At 61.9% G+C, this 21,713-nt stretch carries 19 protein-coding genes; 11 read left to right on the top strand and 8 right to left on the bottom strand.

Translation table 11 applies throughout. The features are described 5' to 3' along the window. Nucleotides 1–96: 96 nt before the first annotated feature. The 4 genes from recJ to ACLGGT_RS00745 all read right to left on the bottom strand — a co-directional run bounded on the left by recJ (nt 97) and on the right by ACLGGT_RS00745 (nt 4,674). Nucleotides 97–1,845, bottom strand: coding sequence for a single-stranded-DNA-specific exonuclease RecJ (gene recJ, locus ACLGGT_RS00760; protein ID WP_437194826.1), 1,749 nt, complete (start codon nt 1,843–1,845; stop codon nt 97–99). Between the two features lie 95 nt (nt 1,846–1,940). Beyond that, on the bottom strand, nt 1,941–2,906 hold the full coding sequence (gene glpX / locus ACLGGT_RS00755; protein WP_008280445.1) for a class II fructose-bisphosphatase: 966 nt from the start codon (nt 2,904–2,906) through the stop codon (nt 1,941–1,943). Nucleotides 2,907–2,985: 79 nt separating this feature from the next. Continuing rightward, nucleotides 2,986–4,272, bottom strand: a complete 1,287-nt coding sequence (locus ACLGGT_RS00750) for a homoserine dehydrogenase (protein ID WP_008280444.1) — start codon at nt 4,270–4,272, stop codon at nt 2,986–2,988. Between the two features lie 96 nt (nt 4,273–4,368). Continuing rightward, complete coding sequence (locus ACLGGT_RS00745) at nt 4,369–4,674, bottom strand: hypothetical protein (RefSeq protein WP_008280443.1); 306 nt, start codon at nt 4,672–4,674, stop codon at nt 4,369–4,371. Nucleotides 4,675–4,782: 108 nt separating this feature from the next. Here ACLGGT_RS00745 and ACLGGT_RS00740 point away from each other — a divergent pair, with 108 nt between their 5' ends. Further along, a complete protein-coding gene (locus ACLGGT_RS00740; RefSeq protein WP_437194825.1) occupies nt 4,783–5,370 on the top strand; it encodes a TetR family transcriptional regulator in 588 nt (195 codons plus the stop codon). Between the two features lie 142 nt (nt 5,371–5,512). Here ACLGGT_RS00740 and ACLGGT_RS00735 read toward each other — a convergent pair whose 3' ends face one another. Next, entirely contained in the window at nt 5,513–6,415 is a 903-nt protein-coding gene (locus ACLGGT_RS00735; protein WP_151978960.1) for a pirin family protein, read from the bottom strand. 155 nt (nt 6,416–6,570) lie between these two features. On the opposite strand from ACLGGT_RS00735, the gene ACLGGT_RS00730 reads away from it, so the two are divergent. Continuing rightward, nucleotides 6,571–7,050, top strand: coding sequence for a hypothetical protein (locus tag ACLGGT_RS00730; protein ID WP_437194824.1), 480 nt, complete (start codon nt 6,571–6,573; stop codon nt 7,048–7,050). On the opposite strand, the gene ACLGGT_RS00725 is transcribed toward ACLGGT_RS00730, so the two are convergent. From ACLGGT_RS00725 to ACLGGT_RS00715, 3 genes are read right to left on the bottom strand one after another with little or no spacing between them, the layout of a single operon-like run. Beyond that, nucleotides 7,047–7,634, bottom strand: a complete 588-nt coding sequence (locus tag ACLGGT_RS00725) for a TadE/TadG family type IV pilus assembly protein (RefSeq protein ID WP_437194823.1) — start codon at nt 7,632–7,634, stop codon at nt 7,047–7,049. The genes ACLGGT_RS00730 and ACLGGT_RS00725 overlap by 4 nt on opposite strands. Then, a complete protein-coding gene (locus ACLGGT_RS00720; protein WP_008280437.1) occupies nt 7,634–8,170 on the bottom strand; it encodes a TadE/TadG family type IV pilus assembly protein in 537 nt (178 codons plus the stop codon). The genes ACLGGT_RS00725 and ACLGGT_RS00720 overlap by 1 nt, the downstream gene beginning before the upstream one ends. After that, the gene (locus ACLGGT_RS00715; RefSeq protein ID WP_437194822.1) at nt 8,167–9,966 is read right to left on the bottom strand and encodes a pilus assembly protein TadG-related protein; all 1,800 of its coding nucleotides are present in this window, start codon (nt 9,964–9,966) and stop codon (nt 8,167–8,169) included. Before ACLGGT_RS00715 ends, ACLGGT_RS00720 begins: the two co-directional genes overlap by 4 nt. Before the next feature lie 315 nt (nt 9,967–10,281). Here ACLGGT_RS00715 and ACLGGT_RS00710 point away from each other — a divergent pair, with 315 nt between their 5' ends. The 9 genes from ACLGGT_RS00710 (at nt 10,282) to ACLGGT_RS00670 (ending at nt 21,703) form a co-directional block, all read left to right on the top strand. After that, nucleotides 10,282–11,712: a Glu/Leu/Phe/Val family dehydrogenase gene (locus ACLGGT_RS00710; protein ID WP_437194821.1), complete on the top strand. Its 1,431-nt coding sequence runs from the start codon at nt 10,282–10,284 to the stop codon at nt 11,710–11,712. A 132-nt stretch (nt 11,713–11,844) separates the two neighbouring features. Then, nucleotides 11,845–13,098 (top strand): sarcosine oxidase subunit beta family protein, encoded by a 1,254-nt coding sequence (locus ACLGGT_RS00705; RefSeq protein WP_008280434.1) that lies wholly within the window; start codon nt 11,845–11,847, stop codon nt 13,096–13,098. 57 nt (nt 13,099–13,155) lie between these two features. After that, a complete protein-coding gene (locus ACLGGT_RS00700) occupies nt 13,156–13,413 on the top strand; it encodes a sarcosine oxidase subunit delta (protein WP_151978962.1) in 258 nt (85 codons plus the stop codon). Beyond that, a complete protein-coding gene (locus ACLGGT_RS00695) occupies nt 13,410–16,340 on the top strand; it encodes a sarcosine oxidase subunit alpha family protein (protein WP_437194820.1) in 2,931 nt (976 codons plus the stop codon). Before ACLGGT_RS00700 ends, ACLGGT_RS00695 begins: the two co-directional genes overlap by 4 nt. Next, a complete protein-coding gene (locus ACLGGT_RS00690; protein WP_437194819.1) occupies nt 16,333–16,890 on the top strand; it encodes a sarcosine oxidase subunit gamma in 558 nt (185 codons plus the stop codon). The genes ACLGGT_RS00695 and ACLGGT_RS00690 overlap by 8 nt, the downstream gene beginning before the upstream one ends. 60 nt (nt 16,891–16,950) lie before the next feature. Continuing rightward, nucleotides 16,951–17,238 carry a hypothetical protein gene (locus tag ACLGGT_RS00685; protein WP_008280430.1) on the top strand — a complete coding sequence of 96 codons (288 nt, stop codon included), beginning with the start codon at nt 16,951–16,953 and terminating at the stop codon, nt 17,236–17,238. A 47-nt stretch (nt 17,239–17,285) separates the two neighbouring features. After that, nucleotides 17,286–19,235, top strand: coding sequence for a DNA primase (gene dnaG / locus ACLGGT_RS00680; RefSeq protein WP_422000486.1), 1,950 nt, complete (start codon nt 17,286–17,288; stop codon nt 19,233–19,235). Between the two features lie 118 nt (nt 19,236–19,353). Beyond that, nucleotides 19,354–21,339, top strand: a complete 1,986-nt coding sequence (rpoD, locus tag ACLGGT_RS00675) for an RNA polymerase sigma factor RpoD (protein WP_437194818.1) — start codon at nt 19,354–19,356, stop codon at nt 21,337–21,339. A gap of 85 nt (nt 21,340–21,424) precedes the next feature. After that, a complete protein-coding gene (locus ACLGGT_RS00670) occupies nt 21,425–21,703 on the top strand; it encodes an HlyU family transcriptional regulator (protein ID WP_008280427.1) in 279 nt (92 codons plus the stop codon). The last annotated feature ends 10 nt before the right edge of the window (nt 21,704–21,713 follow it).

The following is a 21,713-nucleotide window of genomic DNA, read 5'->3' as shown; positions in this document are numbered from 1 at the left end:
AAAGCGGCGGGGGGTGCAAGAGGGATTTTGCAAAAACTTTGCGCCCCATTCAGAAATTTATCCGCCGAGGGCCGGAACGGTCAGGCCTCGCGCGCCTCAGGCTGGGGCGGCGTCTTCCAGGCGCAGTTGCACGGTTTGCCGACCGCCCCAACTGTTGAGATCGAGCCGCCCGGCGAGGTGGAATCGCGCGCCGCCATGGTTCAGGAGCGCAGGCCCCAACGGGCCGTCAAGCGCCCCAAATGCGATGGCGTCAAGGCTTGCCCCCATGCCATCCCCGAAGCGCAACTTGAGATGTGCGCCGCTCAGCGCCTTGGCAAAAGTGATCTGGCAGTCGGGAAAGACATAACGGGGGCCGGGCGCACCTGCGCCAAAGGGGCCTGCGGCCTCGATCTGTTCCACAAGCTCGACCGTTGCGGCACCGGGCATCAAGAGACCGTCGAGCCGCAGATCGGCGGCACCGCCCACGCCTGCGCCCTGTTTGGCAAGCAACTCTGAAAGGCGCGCCATGGCCGCCTCTAGCCGCTCACGCGCGACGGTGAGACCCGCCGCCATCTTGTGCCCGCCGCCTTTGATCAAGAGGCCCTCGCTGGCCAACCGCTGAATGGCGGCCCCCAGATCAACGCCCGAGACCGAGCGCCCCGAGCCTTTGCCCTCGTCGCCTTCCAACCCGATCACGATGGCGGGGCGGTTGGCGCGTTCCTTGAGACGGCTGGCGACGATGCCCACGACACCGGGATGCCAACCCTCGCCTGCGGCCCAGACAAGCGGCGCGTCCAGGCCTCGCGCCTCGGCTTGGGCGAGGGCGGCATCGCGCACCTGCGCCTCGACCTCGCGGCGTTCGGTGTTGAGCTGGTCAAGACGTTCGGCCATGGCGCGCGCCTCGGCGGGATTGTCACAGGCCAGAAGGCGCGCGCCCAAGTCCGCCTTGCCGATCCGCCCGCCTGCGTTGACGCGCGGCCCGAGCAGAAAGCCTAGGTGATAGGCGTTTGGGGCGGTGTCCATCCGCGCCACATCCGCCAGCGCCACCAAACCGGGACGCGCGCGCGCAGCCATAACGCGCAGCCCTTGACGCACAAAGGCGCGGTTGACGCCAATCAGAGGCGCTACATCGGCCACGGTGGCCAGCGCCACCAGATCGAGCATCGCCATCAGGTCCGGCCCTTGGGTGCCGCTGTCGCGCAATTGTCGCCCGGCCTCGACCAGCATCAGGAACACGACACCGGCGGCGCAAAGATGCGCCAGATCACCGCTCTCGTCCTGACGGTTGGGATTGACCACGGCATGGGCGGGCGGGAGGGTTTCCCCGCCCAAGTGGTGATCGAGCACCACCACATCCGCGCCTGTCGCTGCGGCAATCGCCTCATGGCTGAGGGTGCCGCAATCGACGCAGACAATAAGATCGTGGCGCGCGGCCAGATCGGACATGGCGGGCACGTTTGGCCCATATCCCTCATCTATCCGGTCGGGGATATAGAGCGTGGGGCTGGGCGCGCGCATCTGGCGCAGCCAGTCGATCAGCAGAGCGGCAGAGGTGCCACCATCGACATCGTAATCGGCGAAGATGGCGATGCGTTCCTCGCCACGCAGCGCCTTGAGAAACCGCGCGGTGGCCCGTTCCATGTCGCGCAACGCGCGCGGGTCGGGCAGAAGATCCCGCAGGGTCGGGGCGAGATAGGCCTCGGCTGCGTCCTCTGGCACGCCAAGGCGCGCCAATGTCTGACACAGGGGGCGGGGCAGGGCGGTGGCCTGTGCCATGGCCTCGGCCAGTCGGTCGGCCTCAACGCCCGGACCGACCCATCGGCGACTTGTCAACGAGCTCTCAACTCCGAGAAAGGCCGATTGCATGCGCGCCTCCTCTTCCTCATCTGGCCCAAAATACCTCGGGGGAGTCCCGGACTTGGTCCGGGACGGGGGCAGCGCCCCCTTCCCCTGTGCCGCGCTTAGTCCCGCTTGCTGCGATAGGTCATGCGCCGCACGGATCCCGTGCGCGAGCGCATCAGCAGGGTTTCCGTTTCGACATAGCCGGGGCGGCGTTTGACGCCCGACAGGATCGAGCCGTCGGTGACGCCGGTGGCTGCAAAGATCACGTCCGATGTCACCATCTCGTCGCGCGAATAGATGCGGTCGAAATCGGTGATCCCGGCCTTGGCGGCGCGGGCGCGTTCATCTTCGTTGCGGAACACAAGGCGTCCCCACATCTGCCCGCCCATGCATTTGAGCGCAGAGGCCGCGAGCACGCCTTCGGGTGCGCCGCCGGTGCCCATATACATATCAATGCCGGTGCGGTCAGCCTCGGCGCAATGGATCACGCCTGCGACATCGCCATCGGGGATCAGAAACACGGCAGCGCCGGTGCTGCGCAATTCGTCGATCATTTCCTGATGGCGGGGCCGTTCCAGCACGCAAACAGTGATTTCGGAGGGGCGGCAGCCACGCGCGGCGGCCAGCGCCTCGACGCGCTCCCGTGGGCTCATGGCGAGGGAGACGACATTCTCAGGATATCCCGGCCCAATGGCCAGCTTGTCCATATAGGTGTCGGGCGCATGCAGAAGCGTGCCGCGCGGGGCCATGGCGATGACGGTCAGGGCATTGGGCATGGCCTTGGCGGTCAGGGTGGTGCCTTCGAGCGGATCAAGGGCGATATCGACGCCGGGGCCGTCGCCGGTGCCCACTTCCTCGCCGATGAAAAGCATCGGGGCCTCGTCGCGCTCGCCCTCGCCGATGACCACGACACCCTTGATGGCAAGGATGTTGAGCTGTTCGCGCATGGCGTTCACGGCGGCCTGATCGGCAGCCTTTTCATCGCCGCGTCCGATCAGGTCGGCGCAGGCGAGGGCGGCCTGTTCGGCCACGCGCGCGAGGCCGAGCGAAAGCATGCGATCGTTGAAAGCGGTATCGGAGGTCATGGGATGGTCCTTGTAAATCAGGTCAAATCAGCATTAGCGCCGCGCGCTCTGGCGCACAAGTCTGGCGGGCGTGGCTATGTCAGACGGTTTCGATGCGCAGTGCGACCGGCTCTCCGTGGAGAACATCCAGACGGCTGATGCCGGTCAGGGCCGTGTCGAGCGCGTCGCGCGTCGTCTTGTGGGTGACGATCAGCACGGGCGCTGTGGTGGCATCGTGGCGATACTGGCGCATCCGGTCGATGGAAATACCGGCCTCGCCCAGAAGGGTCGCAACCTTGGCCAAGGCACCCGGTTTGTCGATCAGCGACATGCGCATGTAATAGGGGGCGGGGGTGGCGCTGGTCGCGGTCTGGCACTGCGCAAGGCTGGCGGCGGGTTGGCCAAAGGTGGGCAGGCGGGCGCCGCGCGCGATGTCCATCACATCGCCCATCACCGCGCTCGCCGTGGGGCCCATGCCTGCACCGGGACCGCGCAGCACGATCTGTTCGACATTGTCGCCTTCCAGCACAACCATATTGGTGCCGCCTTCAAGCTGTCCAAGCGGGCTGGTATCGGGCACGAGGCAGGGCGACATGCGCTGTTCAAGGCCGCGCCCTGTCATCTGGGCCACGCCCAGCAGTTTGATGCGATAGCCCATATCGGCGGCGTGGCGGATATCCTCGATGGTGATCTTTTCGATCCCCTCCAGCGTGACACCGTCGAAATTCACCTGACAGCCAAAGGCGATAGACGCGAGCAGCGCCAGCTTGTGACCGGCGTCGATGCCGCCCACGTCGAGTGTCGGATCTGCCTCGAGATAGCCCAGTTTGGCGGCCTCGTCGAAGACTTGGGCATAGGGCAGGCCTGCCGATTGCATGCGGGTCAGGATATAGTTGCAGGTGCCGTTCATCACGCCCATGACGCGGGTGATGTCATTGCCTGCCAGACCTTCGGTCAGCGCCTTGATGACAGGGATGCCACCGGCGACAGCCGCCTCGAACCGGATCACGCGGCCTGCGGCCTCTGCGGCCACTGCCAGTGCCTGACCGTGGAGGGCGAGCATGGCCTTGTTGGCGGTCACGATATCCTTGCCAGCAGCAATCGCCGCCTCGGTTGCGGCCTTGGCCGGGCCGTCAGAGCCGCCCATCAGTTCGACAAACACATCCACATCGGCACGTTTGGCCAAAGCGACGGGATCGTCTTCCCATGCGTAATCGCTAAGGGTGACGCCACGATCCTTGTCCCTTGTGCGGGCTGAGACAGCAGTGATCACCACGGGGCGGCCTGCGCGGGCGGCCAAAAGATTGGCCTTTTGCCGGATGATCCGCACGACACCCGTGCCAACCGTGCCCAATCCGGCGATGCCAAGGCGCAGGGGTGTGTTCATGGGGTTCTCCGATTGTCACTGTTCAGGGATTTTGCCGCGATGTAGCGGGTTCGGTGGTCCCTTGCAACGCGGCTTGCAGGGGATGGACGTTGGTTTTCACTCGCGCACGCCGGTTTGCAGGCGCTCTTGCGTGCCGGGATCGACCACGCCACCCTTGAGCCGCGCCGCACGGGCGCGCAACCCGGCGCTGCGCTGATCGAGATTGTCGGCGGTGTCGGGCGTGATCTGAGGTGTGGTTGCCTTGGCGCGGATGTTTTCGGCCGGGATCAGATCGGGATAGGCCGCATCCCGCGTGCGTTTATCGACAGAGCGGTCGAGCGGCAGGATATCGCTGCATCCCGTCACGAGGCCGGTGATCAGGATCAAAAGGGGCAAGCGCAGAGCCATGAGGGCCGGTGTCATCGGGGCCGGTGTCCTTTGTGCCGGAGGGTGTGCTTGTCTTGCCATTCTTTGGGGGCAAAGGGCAAGCCGGGCTTTGATTTGAACGCGTGTTCAGTTAAACCCGATGTCATGGCACGAACCCAAGGCTCTCATTCCGATATTACAGGCCCGCGTGTGCGCGAGGCGGCGTTGCGGCTTTTTGCGCGGCATGGCTATGCGGCGGTCTCGATGCGGCAGATCGCAGCGGCGGTGGGGGTGCAGGCGGGCGCGCTCTATAATTACACGCCCGACAAGCAGACGCTGCTGTTTGATCTGATGCGCGGCCATATGGAAGAGTTGCTGGCCGCTTGGGATCGTGCGGAGCCTCAGGGCGATGCGATGGCGGCGCTGGAGGCGTTCACGCGGTTTCACATTCGTTTCAACACCAGCCGGGCGGATGCGGTCTTTGTGTCCTATATGGAATTGCGCAACCTTGAGCCTGCGAATTTTGCGGTGATCGAGGGGCTGCGGCGGGATTATGAGACGCGGCTTGAAGCGGTGTTGCGGCATGGGGCGGAGGCGGGCACGATGGTTGTTGCCGAGCCACGGATCGCCAGCATGGCGTTGATTGCGATGCTGACCGGGGTCAATACCTGGTATCGCGCGCAGGGGCGTCTGTCGCTTGCAGAGGTGGAGGCGGTTTATTGGGATATCGTGCGGCGGTCGGTGGAAGGGTGAGGGGCAAAATTGGCCTCCGGGTGCCTTTTGCGAGAGATGAGCAGAGAGAGGACGTTTGCCCTAAACGTTGAGCTGCGCGGATGTTGGTTGATGCCCAGCAACAGGCCAGTCGCGCTCTTAAGTCCCTGCCTGCCCCGCTGCTTCACTTGATGAAACTGCCCTCTCGCAATTCTCGCATCGCTTGACGCAACTCGTCCTTGGTGTTCATCACGATCGGGCCGTGCCACGCGACCGGTTCTTGGATCGGTGCACCGGAAATGAGCAGGAACCGCACGCCTTTTTCGCCTGCTTGCACTGTCACGCTATCGCCGCTGCCAAAACGGATCAACGTACGGTCGCCAGAGAAGTCGCGGATGTGGATCTCTTGACCGGCAACTTCCTTTTCCAGCAAGACTCCGGTGGGTTTTGAGGCATCGGCAAAGGCACCGGCCCCCTCGAACACATAGGCAAAGCTGCGCCGGTACGTGTCGACCGGAAAGGTCTTTTTCACTCCTGCAGGGACCGAGATATCGAGGTATTGCGGATCGGCGGCGATGCCGTCCACAGGGCCGCGCCGCCCCCAGAACTCCCCCACGATCACGCGCACGCGCGTGCCGTCATCGTCGATGATCTCGGGGATGTCCGCCGATTGCACGTCTTGGTAGCGGGGGGCGGTCATCTTTTGTGCGGCGGGCAGGTTGGCCCAGAGTTGGAAGCCGTGCATCTGACCCTGCGCGTTGCCGCGTGGCATTTCCTGATGCAGGATGCCCGATCCGGCAGTCATCCATTGCACATCGCCTGCGCCCAAGCTGCCCTGATTGCCCAAGCTGTCACCATGCGCGACCTCGCCTGCAAGGACGTAGGTGATCGTTTCGATGCCGCGATGCGGATGCCAGGGAAAGCCCGCCGTATAGCGTGCGGGATCGTCATTGCGGAAGTCGTCGAACAAAAGGAACGGGTCAAGTTCGGTTGGGTCCTGAAAGCCGAACGCGCGGTGAAGGTCTACGCCCGCCCCCTCTCGTGTGGGAATGGCCTGACGTTGTTCCAAAACAGGTCTTATGGACATGGTAAATCTCCTTTGAGACAGCATATAGGCAGCGTAGGCGCTGGTGAAATGGTGCTGTCTGTTCATGGCTGAACGGCGCCTGTGCGTTTTGCGCGGTGCCCCTCTCGCCATGGGGGACGATCCGGGGTAAAGGCAGGCGCAAAGGGAGAGATCGCATGCAGGATGAAGAGGTTTTGGCGGCATTAGGGGCGTCGGCGGGGCGGCGGATTCTGGGTGTCGGTTCGGTTGCGGGCCTGGGGCTGACGCTGCTTTATCTGTCACTTGTCCAATCCCCGAGCCTTGGCTGGCAGGTGTTCATGGTCGGGTTCGGGGGCACGTGCGTTTTTCTGGCCGAGCGGATGTGGCGGGCTACGGCGCAATGGCTGGTGCTGACGCGCGATGGATTGCGCGACAACACGGGCCGGATGATCGCGCCAGCGGCACAGATTAGATCGGTGGATCGGGGCGTGTTTGCGTTCAAGCCGTCGAACGGCTTTCGCATCCTGCTGACGGAAAAAGCCCCGGCTGTTTGGCAACCGGGGCTTTGGTGGCGTGTTGGGCGCAGTGTTGGCGTGGGCGGAGTAACCGCTGGCACGCCAGCCAAGTACATGGCCGAGCAAATTCAAGAGTTGATCACCCGGCAGTCGCAGGATTAAGCGGCGGTACAGACACCCTCGAAGCACAGTTGCGACGCAAAGCGCAGCGGCACGAACATCCGTGTTTTGATATTGGTGCCATCGGTGAACCCGGTGGAGAAGACCAGGTCATAATCCGAGGATGTCTCGACCAAGATGATTTCTTGGCCATTCAGCATTTGCGGTAGCGTCGCATGGGCGTTGCGCACATCATCCGCGCTCAGAGGGTTGAGATCGCCCGAGCCGCGCACTTCGGACCAGCGCAGTTCGAACTCGTCAATGTTGTTGGTGGCGTCGACGTGGTAGCGAACCACGGTGACACGCACCTGATTGTTCCCGTCATCATTGGTCATGATGTCGAACAGGACTTTGACGTTGTCGATATAGGCCTCGTTCACCTCAGAGGTTTCGCGCGAGAGCATGTCGGCAACCGTGTAGGTCGCTTTTTCTCGGACGCTCTGATAGCGGAACATGTCGAAATATTCGTAGCTGAAGGTGAGCCCCATGAACAGGAAGGGGAACATCACGACCGTTTCCATGGCGGCGGTTCCGGTTTCTTGTTTCCAAAACCGGCGCAGCAGTTTGAGAGCAGGGCGCAGGGTCATCAGATTGGCTCCTGAACAAAGGCAGTCGTGGCGACGAGGGACGCTTGGCTGTCGCCGTCTGGGACAAGGCGGCTGCCGAGCATCCCCGCAGGGAACAGCGGCCGGAACTTGAGGCAGGCGCGCAAGAGCATGAGCGCGTTTTGCTGGCCGGGCACGAATTCGCGCACCGGCTTGGCGGGCTCTGCCTGATCCGTGCAATCGGCCTCTGCATCCAGCCCATTGAAGTTGCGGATATCTGCGGGGCGCATTTCCAGGCGCAGGTTGTTTTCGCAATCGTTGATCATGATCGCGTTGGTGCAGATGATCTGTTTGATGTCATCATGCTGCGGTGCCGTTCCGGTGCCTAGGCGCACCTCGCGCACCGCCATATCCAGCCCGCGCTCGAGCAAGGTGGCGCGCATGGTCACAAACCCCATTTCGATCGAAAAGATCATGATGCCGATGAAGAACGGGGCCACCAGAACGAATTCGAGCGAAGCGGTGCCGGTATCGTCCTGCCGGAAACGGCGTAGGAAGTTTTTGAACACGCGGGTCATTGGGTCAACCTCAACTGTTTCACATTCGCCGCGATGGCGCTGAAGGCACTGGCAATATTGACGGTTGTCGCATTGTAGTGATGATTGACCGACGAGGCGCATTTCTTGATCTTGTCGGCCCCCGTTGGCTGACTGCCCATCTCAAAGGCGATAGTATAGATCACGATACCTTCGGATTTGGCCTCGCGGCAGATGTCGTCGAGACGTTCATCTTTCTTCGAGCGGTTAATCGGATTGTTTAGGAAGTTGTTCCACGGTCCCCAGTTGCCAGTCGTGTTGCCATAAAAGCGCGGCGACATGAGGCCCCAAGCGGTTTCCCAGCTCAGACGCTCGCTGGAAATGAAACCGGGCAGGGTGTTTGAGTTGTAGTTGTTAAAGGTGGACCACGTTACGGAACCGCCATCGGTGACGTTGAACATGCGGCTGTCCGAGGGGCGGCGCAGGAAATAGGACACCTGTTCCTCGCCTGTCGGCTCATAGATGCATGTATAGCCGCTGTAGCTGCAGTATTGCTGATACTCTGACCCATACCAACGGCGATTGTCATAGTTCCGCTGGAGGTAAAGGAACTGCATTTGCTCGTATGTCAGCTTGAACAGGTCCGAGTTCGCCCCGCGATAGGTGCTGCTGAAGCTATACGAATTGTCATTCGCCCCGTCGCCCATGAGCACGATCACCTTGAGCGTTTCGCTTTCGTTGAAGACGGCGGGCATGTCGCTGAGCGCGGGTTCAACCAAGGAGTAGGTCAGGATGGTGCCGTCATCCTGAGGCACCTGGATCGGTTGCTGGAGGCTTGTGACAACGGGCTGGAAGGCCGGGTCCAGCAAAGCTGCGGCCCATTTCACGCCTTCGTCGTTCGAGGTACTGCCGCCCGCCTGTAGCCCATTGATCTTGTCGTGCAGCGCTGTTTTGGTGGTGGCGTAGGGCAGGATGTTGAAATAATCCTGCGTATAGCACGTCTGGTTATAGGTATCGAGGAAGTCGCCCAGTGGTGTTGTCGTAAGATCGCCAAAGGTTACGCCCTCGCGGGAGGTATAGATCAGCTGATTATAGGCTGTGTTCGGATCAATCGTGGTGTCGGTGAAATGCGAGTCATTCAACTCTAGGCACGATGAATACTTGTGAGTTTCGTTGACGGTCAGCGCCTCGTAGATTTCCTTGGACGGGGTCACGCCCCAGCTGAACGGGACCACTGAGATCACCGCATCATTCGGTTCCGTGCTGTCGAGAATGGAGTCGACAAATTCGATGGCGGCGGGTTTCAATGCGTCGATACGAGCGCCAATCATGGAGCCCGAGACGTCGAGCGCCATGGCGATTTCCAGCTTGGGGATCGTCACCTCTGCGGTAGAGTTGCCCGCTGAGGTCAGCGTGTCCACCCCGGCAAGGCGCATCAGGTAGGTGTCAAGCGTTTGGGTCGCCCGTGCCGTAACCTTGGACGAGTTGAGACGAATGTCGATATCGCCGGCTTCCTGCGCCGCGAGATAGTCGGACTGACCTGATTTGGCGAAGTAATCCTCGATCACGGCCCTGGCCGTGGCGTTGTTGACCGCTGTGGCCCCAGCCAGAACGGCCCGATCCAGCGTAGCCTGAAGGCTGGCGCGCGCCATTTCCTGACGCATCATATCAATGCCGATACCGCCCATGACGAGGAACATAACGAAAATCGCAAATGCGAGTACCGTTACGGTGCCCTCTTCATCCTTGGCGAACCGTTCCGCATATTCTGCTGCGCGCGTCGTCTCGCGCAAGTTCGACCGTGCCCCCCGACCCGACGTCTTGCCATTCCAAAGCATGTAAACACCTCATTGTGACGGAGCATTTCCCCAACCCCGCACTGCACCATCTGGCTTTATCCTTATTCTCTATGGCTGAATTGTGGCGGGTTTCGGACGAAAATGCAGAAGTTAATCAATCAAAATCAACAATGTAAAAGCTGGCGCTCGATTGTATGACCTTTGGCGACAAACACCCAAGGTGGCCCGAATCCGCCAAGGGGCGCGCTGGCGGCGGGTAGACAAACGGCTTTCATCGGGTAGCATACGAATGCACCGGGGCTGCGCGCTACTTGGGCCAGTCGACAGAGCCGGGCTGCAACAGGGAGAGGACGAATGAACGCCAGCAAGGAACCGAGCTTTCGCGAAAGTGTGGATCTGATGTTCAATCGCGCGGTGGCGCTGATGGATCTACCGCCGGGGCTCGAGGAAAAGATCCGCGTTTGCAATGCCACCTATACCGTGCGCTTTGGCGTGCGTTTGCGCGGACAGATCCACACCTTTACCGGCTATCGCAGCGTTCATTCCGAACATATGGAACCGGTCAAGGGCGGGATCCGCTATGCCATGGGCGTCAATCAGGACGAGGTCGAGGCCTTGGCCGCGCTGATGACCTATAAATGCGCGCTGGTAGAGGCCCCGTTTGGCGGCTCCAAGGGGGGGTTGCGGCTTGATCCGCGCCAGTGGGAAGAGCATGAGCTGGAGTTGATCACCCGGCGCTTTGCCTATGAGCTGATCAAGCGCGACCTGATCAACCCGGCGCAAAACGTGCCTGCCCCCGACATGGGCACGGGCGAGCGCGAGATGGCATGGATCGCGGATCAATATAAGCGCATGAATACCACGGACATCAATTACCGCGCCTGCGTGACCGGCAAGCCGATCAATGCGGGCGGGATTCAAGGCCGGGTCGAGGCGACGGGGCGGGGTGTGCAATATGCGCTGCACGAATTCTTTCGTCATCCCGAGGATATCGCGGCGGCGAAGCTGTCGGGCACGCTGGATGGCAAGCGGGTGGTCGTGCAGGGGCTTGGCAACGTGGGCTATCACGCGGCCAAGTTTCTGAGCGAAGAGGATGGTTGTCTGATCACCGGGATCATCGAGCGTGATGGTGCTTTGGTTGATGCGAAGGGGCTGAATGTCGAAGCGGTGCGCAACTGGATCGCACGGCATGGCGGTGTGGAGGGCTATCCCGAGGGGCAATTTGTCAAGGAGGGTGCCAAGGTTCTGGAACAGGCCTGTGACATTCTGATCCCCGCAGCGATGGAAGGGGTGATCAACCTGAGCAATGCCACACAGATCAAGGCATCCCTGATCATTGAGGCGGCGAATGGGCCGATCACGGCGGGGGCCGATGACATCCTGCGCCAGAAAGGCACGGTCATCATTCCGGATATGTACGCCAATGCAGGCGGTGTCACGGTGTCTTATTTCGAATGGGTCAAGAACCTGAGCCATATCCGCTTTGGCCGGATCGGGCGGCGACAAGAGGAGGCGCGGCATCAACTCTTGGTGACGGAATTGCAGCGGCTCAACCGGGGTTTGGGGGATGCTTGGGAAATGTCGCCCGATTTCAAGCAGAAATACCTCAAGGGTGCGGGCGAGTTGGAACTGGTGCGCTCGGGTCTCGATGACACGATGCGCACCGCGTATCAGTCGATGCGCGAGGTCTGGCACAGTCGTCAGGACGTGACGGACCTGCGCACGGCGGCCTATCTCGTGTCCATCGCCAAGGTCGCGGCGAGCTATCGCGCGATGGGGCTCTGACACGCTCGGGTCGCGCATGGGCCTGAAAATGGCGGGAAAGATAGCAGAGCTTCGGCTCTGCCATTGCTATTGATGGGTGAAGTTGGTTCAGTCGCGCCAGATTGGCGCAGAAAATGGCGCAAGGGGAGTGGCATGCGGTTTTCCGGCCTGCGGGTTTTGAAGGAAGGGCTGACCGGCAACAAGGGCTGGCAGGCGCATTGGCGCGATGCGACGCCCAAACCCGCGTATGACGTGGTGATCATCGGCGGCGGGGGGCATGGTCTGGCGACCGCCTATTATCTGGCCAAGCGGCATGGCATCACCAATGTGGCGGTGCTGGAAAAGGGCTATCTGGGCGGCGGCAGCGTGGGGCGCAACACCACCATCGTGCGCGCCAATTATTTCCTGCCGGGCAATTCGGAGTTCTACAGCCATTCCCTCAAGCTGTGGGAGGGTCTGGAAGAGGACCTGAATTACAACGTGATGCACAGCCAGCGCGGGCAGATCGTGCTGTTTCACTCGGACGGGCAGCGCGACGCCATTGCCCGGCGCGGCAATGCGATGATCAATCAGGGCGATGATGCCGAATTGCTGAGCGTGGCGCAGCTGAAACGCATGGTGCCGTATCTCGATTATGATCAGGCGCGGTTTCCGATCCATGGCGGCCTGTTGCAGCGGCGCGCAGGCACGGCACGGCATGATGCGGTGGCTTGGGGCTATGCACGGGGGGCCAGCACGCGGGGCGTGGACCTTATCCAGAATTGTGAAGTGACGGGCATCGACATCGAGAATGGTCAGGTGCGCGGCGTTCAGACAACACGCGGGGCTATTCGTGCCAAGAAGCTGGCGATTGTGGTGGCTGGACGATCCAGCCAAGTGGCGGCAATGGCGGGGATGCGCCTGCCCATCGAGAGCCATGTTCTTCAGGCCTTTGTCACAGAAGGGCTAAAGCCCTGCATCGACCATGTCATCAGCTTTGGCATGGGACATTTCTATATCAGCCAATCCGACAAGGGGGGGCTGGTCTTTGGCGGGGATCTGGACATGTATGCCTCTTACGCCGCGCGGGGCAATCTGCCGATTGTCGAGCATGTGATGGAGGCGGGCATGACCTTGATGCCGATGATCGGCAATGCAAGCCTGCTGCGCAGTTGGGGCGGGATCATGGATATGTCGCCCGATGGTTCACCCATCATTGATCACGCGGGGATCGAGGGGCTCTATCTCAATTGTGGGTGGTGCTATGGCGGGTTCAAGGCGGTGCCCGGTTCGGGGGATGCGATGGCGCATCTTATCGCCACCGACCGCCCACATCCGGCGGCTACGGGATTCAGGCTGGACCGGTTCCGCACGGGCCGGGGGCTGATGGACGAAGAAGGCACCGGGGCGCAGCACAACCTGCATTGAGCAGCGCAGAGAGGGCGAAATCTTGAGTATTCTTGGAACGATGAAAGCGCGCGCGAAATGAGGCTGGGCTGTCCGATCTGTGGCGAGCGGGATCGTCGCGAATTCTATTATCAAGGTGCCGCGCTCGTGCGCCCCGAGGATGAAGTCTGGAGCCCGGAGTGGGACGATTACATTCACAACCGCGACAATCCGGCGGGTGTGACGCGCGATCTGTGGCAGCATGAGCAGGGGTGCGGGGCCTGGCTGATCGTGACGCGCGACACGGTTTCGCATGCGGTGCTTGGCGTGGCGTTAGCGGCGGAGTTGGGCGCATGAGGATCGAGGACAAGGGCCTGATCGACCGCACGCGCCGGGTGCAATTTCAATTCGACGGGCACCGCTATGAAGGGTTCGCGGGGGATACGTTGGCCTCGGCGCTTTTGGCCAACGGGGTGCGGATGGTGGCGCGGTCCTTCAAGTATCACCGCCCGCGCGGGGTGATGACCGCTGGCAGCGAAGAACCCAATGCCCTTGTGACGGTTGGGCGGGGGGCGGCACAAAGGCCCAATTTGCGGGCGACCACGGTCGAGTTGCATGAGGGTCTGGAGGCGCGTAGCCAGAACCGTTGGCCGACGCTGGGGCTGGATGTTCTGGCGGCCAACGATCTTTTTGCGCCATTCCTTGGGGCGGGGTTCTATTACAAGACATTCATGTGGCCGCGTGCGTTTTGGGAGCGGGTTTATGAGCCTGTGATCCGCCGTGCGGCGGGTCTGGGCGCGTTGTCGGGGGATGCGGCAGAGGACAGTTATGAGCGCGCCTACGCCCATTGTGATGTTCTGGTGATCGGCGGCGGTCCTGCGGGCCTGATGGCGGCGCGGGCTGCGGCAGAGGCGGGGGCGGATGTGATCCTTGCCGAAGAGGACACGCGGCTTGGTGGGCGTCTCTTGGCCGAGACGGAAGAGGTTGACGGGCTGCCCGCTGTGGATTGGGTAGAAGAGATCGCGGCAGAGCTTGCGGCCATGCCCAATGTGCGGATCATGACGCGCACGGCGGTTACCGGCGTGTATGATGGCGGCACCTATGGCGCGCTTGAGCGGTTGGCACCTGATCTGGCCACTCGGCCCCATGCGCCCAAGGGGTGTTTTTGGCGGATCGTGGCGCGGCGCGCGGTGTTGGCGGCGGGCGCATTGGAACGGGCCATTGCCTTTCCCAACAATGACCGGCCCGGTGTGATGATGGCAGGGGCGGTGCGTGCCTATGTCAACCGCTGGGGCGTGGCACCGGGCCAGAGCACTGTGGTCTTTGGCAACAATGACAGCGCGCATCTCACCGTCTCTGATTTGCAGGCGGCGGGGGTGCATGTGGCGGCATTGATCGACGCGCGGCCCTATGCGCGCTCTGCTCTGGACGTGCCGTTTTATCCCGGCGCGCAGGTCTGTGGCACGAGCGGGCGGCGTGGGCTTGAGGCGGTGACGATTGCCACGCAGCGGGGTGAGGATCGGATCGCTGCGGATTGTCTTGCGATTTCGGGCGGGTGGAACCCGACGGTGCATCTGGCCTGCCACATGGGCGCGCGGCCCGAGTGGGACGCGGCCCGACAGGCGTTTCTGCCGCCTGCGAATGCCGTGCCGGGGCTGTGTGCGGCGGGGGCGGCAGCGGGGGCGTTTTCCACCCGCGCCTGTCTGGAGAGCGGATTGGCTGAGGGGGCGCGCGCCGCGCAGGATCTTGGATACAGCGTGCCGGATCTGGCCGCACCCATGGCAGGTGACGCGGCCTATGACATCTTTCCGCTCTGGCATGTGCCGGGAAAGGGGCGTGCCTGGCTTGATTTCCAGAATGATGTGACGGTCAAGGATGTGGTGCAGGCGGCGGCCGAAAATTTCCGCTCGGTCGAGCATATGAAGCGCTACACGACGCAGGGTATGGCCCCCGATCAGGGCAAAAACTCGAATGTGGCGGCTCTGGCGGTGCTGGCCGAGGCGACGGGGCGCGGTATTGCCGAGACTGGCACCACCACCTTTCGTCCGCCCTATGTGCCGGTTCCGATCGCGGCCTTGGGGGCAGGGGGGAAGGGCAAAGGCTTTGCCCCCGAACGGCGCACCACCTCGCATGCCGAAAGCGTGGCGCGCAATGCGCCGATGATCGAGGCGGGGCTCTGGTATCGGCCCAGCTATTTCCCGCAGAAAGGCGAGAATACCTGGCGGCAATCTTGCGACCGAGAAGTGGCGATGGTGCGCAGCGCGGTCGGGATCTGCGATGTGTCCACCCTAGGCAAGATCGACGTGCAAGGCGCTGATGCGGCACGGTTTCTTGATTTCGTCTATACCAATATGTTCTCGACGCTGAAGGTGGGCCGTGTGCGTTATGGTCTCATGCTGCGCGAGGATGGGCATGTGATGGACGACGGCACCTGCGCGCGCATGGCAGAGACCCATTTCGTGATGACCACCACGACGGCTGCGGCGGGGCAGGTGATGCGGCATCTGGAATTCGTCTCGCAGGTGTTGCGGCCTGACTGGGATGTGCGCCTTGTTTCCGTGACAGAGCAATGGGCGCAATTCGCGGTGGCCGGGCCAAAATCGCGCGCCCTGCTGAATGGCATGCTGGACGCGCCGATTGACGAGGCGGGGTTTCCCTATATGGCCTGTGGGACGGCGCGGATTGGTGGGGTTGCGGGGCGGCTGTTTCGGATCTCGTTCTCGGGGGAGCATGCCTATGAAATCGCGGTGCCTGCGCGCTATGGGGCGGCGCTCTTTGCGGCCTTGGTGGCGCGCGCCGAAGAGATGGGCGGCGGGGCTTACGGGCTGGAGGCGCTTAATGTGTTGCGGATCGAGAAGGGGTTTATCACCCATGCCGAAATCCATGGCCGCGTCACCGCCTATGACATCGGGATGCAGGGGATGATGAGCGCCAAGAAGGATTTCATCGGCAAGGCGGCGGCCGCACGCCCGGGTCTGACGGACCCGGAGCGTGAGCGTATGGTGGGATTGAAGCCGGTGGGCGCGGTCAAGGAATTGCTGGCCGGCGCGCATATTTTTGACGAGGGCGCCGAAGCGGTTCGCACGCAGGATCGGGGCTATGTCACGAGCGCGTGCTATTCGCCCACGTTGGGGCATGTGATCGGCATCGGGTTTCTGCAGCGCGGACCAGAGCGGATGGGCGACCGGGTGCGCGTGGTGGATCATTTGCGCAAGTCCGAGACGATTTGCGAAGTGACGCCCCTTGTGGCGTTTGATCCAGAAGGAGGGCGGTTGCGTGGCTGACTTAAAGGCTCAGACCCCCTGCGCGGGGCTTTTGCCGGTGTCGGTGGGCGATCTGAGCCTGACCGAGATAAGGCCGGTGCGGATGACATCGCTGGCACCCTACCGGGGCTGCGTGGCGGCGCTGTCTGCGGCGATGCAGGCGGCGCATGGTGTCGCTTGGCCGGAACCGGGGCGTCTGACAGGGGATACGCAGGCGCGCGCCCTGTGGTTTGGGCGCGACATGGCGCTTTTGATCGGTCCGGAGCCTGAGGCCGGGTTGGCGGCGCATGCGGCGCTGACGGATCAGTCGGATGGCTGGGCGGTCGTGCAATTGGAGGGGCGACAGGCGGCCGAGGTTCTGGCGCGGCTCTGCCCGCTTGATCTGCGCGATGCAGTCTTTGCGCCGGGCCATACGGCGCGCACGGATGTGGCGCATATGGCCGGGTCGATCAGCCGGTTGGGGCCACAGCTTTGGCAGATTATGGTGTTCCGCTCGATGGCGGCGACACTGGTGCATGAGGCGGAAATCGCCATGCGTCGGGTCGCGGCGCGACAAAATTCCCCCGTCTGAGGCGCTGACAGGGCCGAGAAACTGGCTTATGAGAGCGGGGTCTGAAAGAGAGGATCGCCAATGCGCCTGATGCTGAGTGCCGCCCTAAGCCTGATGCCTGCCATGGCCATGGCCGAAAACCCGATCTGTGCGCCCACGGGTGAAATCGTGGCGAGCGCCGTTGACGCGCGCAAAGCGGGTGAGGATGCCCCCGCTACGATCACCACGATCACAGCCGAAATGACGGGTGATATGGCCGTCTACGCGCCTGCGGTGCAGCCTTTGGTCGATTGGGTCTATTCGCTGGACGAGGCGCAATTGGCCGAGGATGTGGCGGGCAGCTATGTCACGCAATGCGAGGCACAGTAACACCTCTGACCTCTGGACTCTGAGCGGCGCGCGCCCAATATAGGGGCATGAGCCTGCCCCCCGGATTTTTAGACGAGTTGCAAAACCGCCTGTCGCTCTCCCATGTGGTTGGGCGCAAAGTGACGTGGGACAATCGCAAGTCAAATCCAGGCAAGGGCGATATGTGGGCACCTTGCCCGTTCCACCAAGAAAAAACCGCGTCTTTTCATGTGGATGACCGCAAGGGGTTTTACTATTGCTTTGGCTGTCACGCCAAGGGCGATGCGATTGCCTTTGTCCGTGAGACCGAGAATGTCGATTTCATGGAAGCGGTGAAAATCCTTGCGGCAGAGGCGGGCATGCCGATGCCCGAGCGCGATCCGCAGGCGCAGGCAAAGGCGGATCGGCGCGGGCAGTTGATTGAGGTTATGGAGCAGGCGGTCAAATTTTTTGTCCTGCACCTGCGCAGCGGGGCCGGGGCGGCGGCGCGTGACTATCTCAAGGGTCGCAAGCTGGCTGAGGCGACGCAGGCGCAATTCGACATAGGCTTTGCGCCCGATGGCTGGCAGGGGCTGTGGGAGCATCTGACGGGCAAGGGCGTGCCGCCCGACTTGATCCTTGCCTGCGGTCTGGCCAAGGACAGCCAGAAGGGCGGCAAGCCCTATGACACGTTTCGCAACCGGATCATGTTTCCCATTCGCGATGCGCGCGGGCGCTGCATCGCCTTTGGCGGGCGGGCAATGGACCCGAGTGACCCGGCCAAGTATCTGAATTCGCCGGAAACCGAGCTTTTTGACAAATCCCATACGCTCTACAATCACGGGCCTGCGCGGGAGGCATCGGGCAAGGGCCAGACGCTGATCGTGGCCGAGGGCTATATGGATGTGATCGCCCTTGTGGCGGCGGGATTTGGTGCGGCGGTGGCCCCCTTGGGCACGGCTGTGACCGAGCATCAGTTGCAGCTTATGTGGCGGATCAGCCCAGAGCCGGTGATTGCTCTTGATGGCGATACGGCGGGGCTGCGCGCGGCCTACCGGGTGATTGATCTGGCGCTTCCGCTTTTGGAGGCGGGCAAATCGCTGCGGTTTGCGTTGATGCCCGAGGGCAAAGACCCAGACGACCTCTTGCGGTCCGAGGGGGCGGGCGCGGTGCAGGGGCGGATTGATGCGGCGCTGCCGATGGTGCAGCTTTTGTGGCAGCGCGAGACCGAAGGGCGCGATTATGACAGCCCCGAGCGTAGGGCGGCGCTCGACAAGGTGCTGCGTGAAAAGATCATGTTGATTCGCGACCCGTCGATTCGCAGCCATTACGGGCAGGCGATCAAGGACCTGCGGTGGCAGTTGTTCAATCCGCGCCGGAGCACCGGTTTTACGCCCCGTGCCCGTGGCGGCAAATGGCCACCGCCGGAACCGGCGCGGGCGGCGACCAAATCCTCGCTCTTGGTGGCTGCGGGCGGGGATGGCACGGTGCATCTGCGCGAGGCGGTGGTTCTGGCGACGCTCATCTCTTGCCCGTCCGTGGCCGCGCGGTTCGAAGCGGGTCTTGAAAGGCTTGAGTGTCGAGACCCTGATTTGGCCCGGCTGCGGGACTTGATCCTGCGCCATGCGGTAAGCGGTGCCGAGGGCTTGCGCGCCCGGATTGAGGCCGAGATCGGATCGGCACCCCTTGAAAAGCTGATGACTTTGCCCCATGTCGCGCTCATCCCGCCGGTGCGGCGCCCCGGAGATGAGGAGCTTGCCATCCTGACCCTGACCGAAGAATTTGCCAAACTGACGGCCCAACGTGGCTGGATGGCAGAGCTGTCCGAGGCGACCGAGGACATTGAGGGGCTTGTAGACGAGTCACTGACGTATCGTCTGGGGCAGGCTGCCGAGGCGCGAAATCGTGCTGTGCGCAGCCAGCAAGAGGACCGGGCGGAATATGATTTGGGCGAAAATGGCGCGCGGATCAAACGAGATGAGAAACAACAGTTCGACGCCTTGCTCGACAAGATAACCTTTTCTAAACCGGGACGATGATTGTTTTCGTAAGGAAGCGCCGAATAAATCAGGGTAGACGGGTGTGCGAATCAACAGAACACGCTATTGATTCGGGTCAACCGAATCACCCGCCCCGCCCATAGCCGAGGAGTCATTCATGGCCGCCAAAGATACCGACGACGATAAGCCAGAGGAAGCCGAAGCCGAGGTTTCGCTCGACATGAGCCAGGCGGCGGTCAAGCGGATGATCGCGGAGGCGCGGGAAAAGGGCTTTATCACCTATGACCAGCTGAATGAGGTTTTGCCCCCGGATCAGGTGTCGTCGGAACAGATCGAAGACGTGATGTCGATGCTCTCGGAAATGGGGATCAACATCATCGAGGCCGAGGATGCGGAAGAGGAAGAGGGGCGTTCGACTGCCGTTGCCGAGATTGGGCGACGGGGCGAGATCACCCTTGGCTCGGGCAAGGAAGAAAAGCTCGACCGTACAGATGACCCGGTGCGGATGTATCTGCGCGAGATGGGATCTGTCGAGCTTTTGAGCCGCGAGGGCGAGATTGCCATCGCCAAGCGGATCGAAGCCGGGCGCAACACAATGATCGCAGGTCTTTGCGAAAGCCCGCTGACCTTTCAGGCGATTACCATCTGGCGCGACGAACTTTTGGGTGAAGACATCCTGTTGCGCGATGTGATCGACCTTGAGGCCACGTTTGGCACGCAATTGGGCGACGAAGACGCCGAGCCGGTGGTGGGGGCTGCCAATGTGACCAGCGCCCCCGGCGGTATGGGGCGTGATGACAGCGAGCCTGATCTGGATGCCGATGGCAATCCGATCCATTCCGACGACGATGACGAGGACGACGAACAGGCCAATATGAGCCTTGCGGCGATGGAAGCCGCGCTCAAGCCGCGCGTTCTGGATACGCTGGACCGGATTGCGGCGGATTATGCCAAGCTGAGCGAGATGCAGGATAGCCGGATTTCGGCCACGCTGAACGAGGGTGGATCGTTCAGCCGCGAGCAGGAAGCCACCTATCAGACCCTGCGCAGCGAGATTGTCGAGCTGGTTAACGAGCTGCATCTGCACAACAACCGGATCGAGGCGCTGATTGATCAGCTTTACGGCATCAACCGCCGGATCATGCAGATCGACAGTGCCATGGTCAAACTGGCCGATCAGGCGCGTATCAACCGTTCTGAATTCATTGAAGAATATCGCGGTCGCGAGCTTGATCCCAACTGGTTGGACGATATGGCCCGCAAGGCCGGGCGCGGCTGGCAGATGTTCATTGAGCGCAGCCCTGAAAAGGTAGCCGAGCTGCGCGCCGACATGGCGCAGGTGGGGCAGTATGTGGGTTTGGACATTTCCGAATTCCGCCGCATCGTGCAGCAAGTGCAGAAGGGCGAGAAAGAGGCGCGCCAAGCCAAGAAGGAAATGGTCGAAGCCAACCTGCGTCTGGTGATTTCGATTGCCAAGAAATACACCAACCGTGGCCTGCAATTCCTTGATCTTATTCAGGAAGGCAATATCGGCCTGATGAAGGCGGTGGATAAGTTCGAGTATCGCCGGGGCTATAAATTCAGCACCTATGCGACTTGGTGGATCCGTCAAGCGATCACGCGGAGCATTGCGGATCAGGCGCGCACCATCCGGATTCCGGTGCATATGATCGAGACGATCAACAAGCTGGTGCGCACGGGTCGTCAGATGCTGCACGAGATTGGCCGCGAACCGACGCCCGAGGAACTGGCCGAAAAGCTGCAAATGCCGCTGGAAAAGGTCCGCAAGGTGATGAAGATCGCCAAGGAGCCGATTTCGCTCGAGACCCCGATCGGCGACGAGGAAGACAGCCAGCTTGGTGATTTCATTGAGGATAAAAACGTTATTCTTCCGTTGGATAGCGCTATTCAGGACAACCTCAAGGAAACCACGACACGGGTTCTGTCATCGCTCACACCGCGCGAAGAGCGGGTGTTGCGGATGCGGTTTGGTATCGGCATGAACACCGATCATACGCTGGAAGAGGTGGGGCAACAGTTCTCTGTCACCCGCGAACGTATCCGGCAGATCGAAGCCAAAGCGCTGCGCAAGCTGAAGCATCCGAGCCGGAGCCGCAAGCTGCGGAGTTTTCTGGATCAATGAGCTGGGTGAAAGCCTACGTTTGAAAACAGGGGGTTATGGGGTGCGCAATGAATGCGCACCCTACGGTGCATAATCTGGAGGCCGTATGTCGATCCTGTCGCGATTGTTTGGGGGCAAGCCCAAAGCAGAGCCTGAGGCGCAGCCGGAAATATATAAGGATTTCCGTATCTTCCCCGCGCCACAGGCGGCAGACGGGGGATACCGCGTGGCGGCGCGGATTGAAAAGGACATCGCGGGCGAGGTGAAAGTTCACCAGCTTTTGCGGGCCGATACCATTGCCAGCCTTGATGAGGCGCGGGCGTTTTGCGTGCGCAAGGCCAAGCAGGTTATCGACGAGCAGGGCGAGGCAGTTTTCCGCAAATAGGCGAATGCGC

This window comes from Roseovarius sp. MS2, assembly GCF_051447875.1.
Lineage (GTDB): Bacteria > Pseudomonadota > Alphaproteobacteria > Rhodobacterales > Rhodobacteraceae > Roseovarius > Roseovarius mucosus_A.
Note: the sequence above shows the minus strand (reverse complement) of the source record. Positions and strands in the feature narration are given on the sequence as shown.

Bases quoted from the DNA above. Each gene is read 5' to 3' on its own strand.
- recJ (WP_437194826.1), bottom strand. From the start codon at position 1,845: ATGCAATCGGCCTTTCTCGGAGTTGAGAGCTCGTTGACAAGTCGCCGA.
- glpX (WP_008280445.1), bottom strand. From the start codon at position 2,906: ATGACCTCCGATACCGCTTTCAACGATCGCATGCTTTCGCTCGGCCTC.
- ACLGGT_RS00750 (WP_008280444.1), bottom strand. From the start codon at position 4,272: ATGAACACACCCCTGCGCCTTGGCATCGCCGGATTGGGCACGGTTGGC.
- ACLGGT_RS00745 (WP_008280443.1), bottom strand. From the start codon at position 4,674: ATGACACCGGCCCTCATGGCTCTGCGCTTGCCCCTTTTGATCCTGATC.
- ACLGGT_RS00740 (WP_437194825.1), top strand. From the start codon at position 4,783: ATGGCACGAACCCAAGGCTCTCATTCCGATATTACAGGCCCGCGTGTG.
- ACLGGT_RS00735 (WP_151978960.1), bottom strand. From the start codon at position 6,415: ATGTCCATAAGACCTGTTTTGGAACAACGTCAGGCCATTCCCACACGA.
- ACLGGT_RS00730 (WP_437194824.1), top strand. From the start codon at position 6,571: ATGCAGGATGAAGAGGTTTTGGCGGCATTAGGGGCGTCGGCGGGGCGG.
- ACLGGT_RS00725 (WP_437194823.1), bottom strand. From the start codon at position 7,634: ATGACCCTGCGCCCTGCTCTCAAACTGCTGCGCCGGTTTTGGAAACAA.
- ACLGGT_RS00720 (WP_008280437.1), bottom strand. From the start codon at position 8,170: ATGACCCGCGTGTTCAAAAACTTCCTACGCCGTTTCCGGCAGGACGAT.
- ACLGGT_RS00715 (WP_437194822.1), bottom strand. From the start codon at position 9,966: ATGCTTTGGAATGGCAAGACGTCGGGTCGGGGGGCACGGTCGAACTTG.
- ACLGGT_RS00710 (WP_437194821.1), top strand. From the start codon at position 10,282: ATGAACGCCAGCAAGGAACCGAGCTTTCGCGAAAGTGTGGATCTGATG.
- ACLGGT_RS00705 (WP_008280434.1), top strand. From the start codon at position 11,845: ATGCGGTTTTCCGGCCTGCGGGTTTTGAAGGAAGGGCTGACCGGCAAC.
- ACLGGT_RS00700 (WP_151978962.1), top strand. From the start codon at position 13,156: ATGAGGCTGGGCTGTCCGATCTGTGGCGAGCGGGATCGTCGCGAATTC.
- ACLGGT_RS00695 (WP_437194820.1), top strand. From the start codon at position 13,410: ATGAGGATCGAGGACAAGGGCCTGATCGACCGCACGCGCCGGGTGCAA.
- ACLGGT_RS00685 (WP_008280430.1), top strand. From the start codon at position 16,951: ATGCGCCTGATGCTGAGTGCCGCCCTAAGCCTGATGCCTGCCATGGCC.
- dnaG (WP_422000486.1), top strand. From the start codon at position 17,286: ATGAGCCTGCCCCCCGGATTTTTAGACGAGTTGCAAAACCGCCTGTCG.
- rpoD (WP_437194818.1), top strand. From the start codon at position 19,354: ATGGCCGCCAAAGATACCGACGACGATAAGCCAGAGGAAGCCGAAGCC.
- ACLGGT_RS00670 (WP_008280427.1), top strand. From the start codon at position 21,425: ATGTCGATCCTGTCGCGATTGTTTGGGGGCAAGCCCAAAGCAGAGCCT.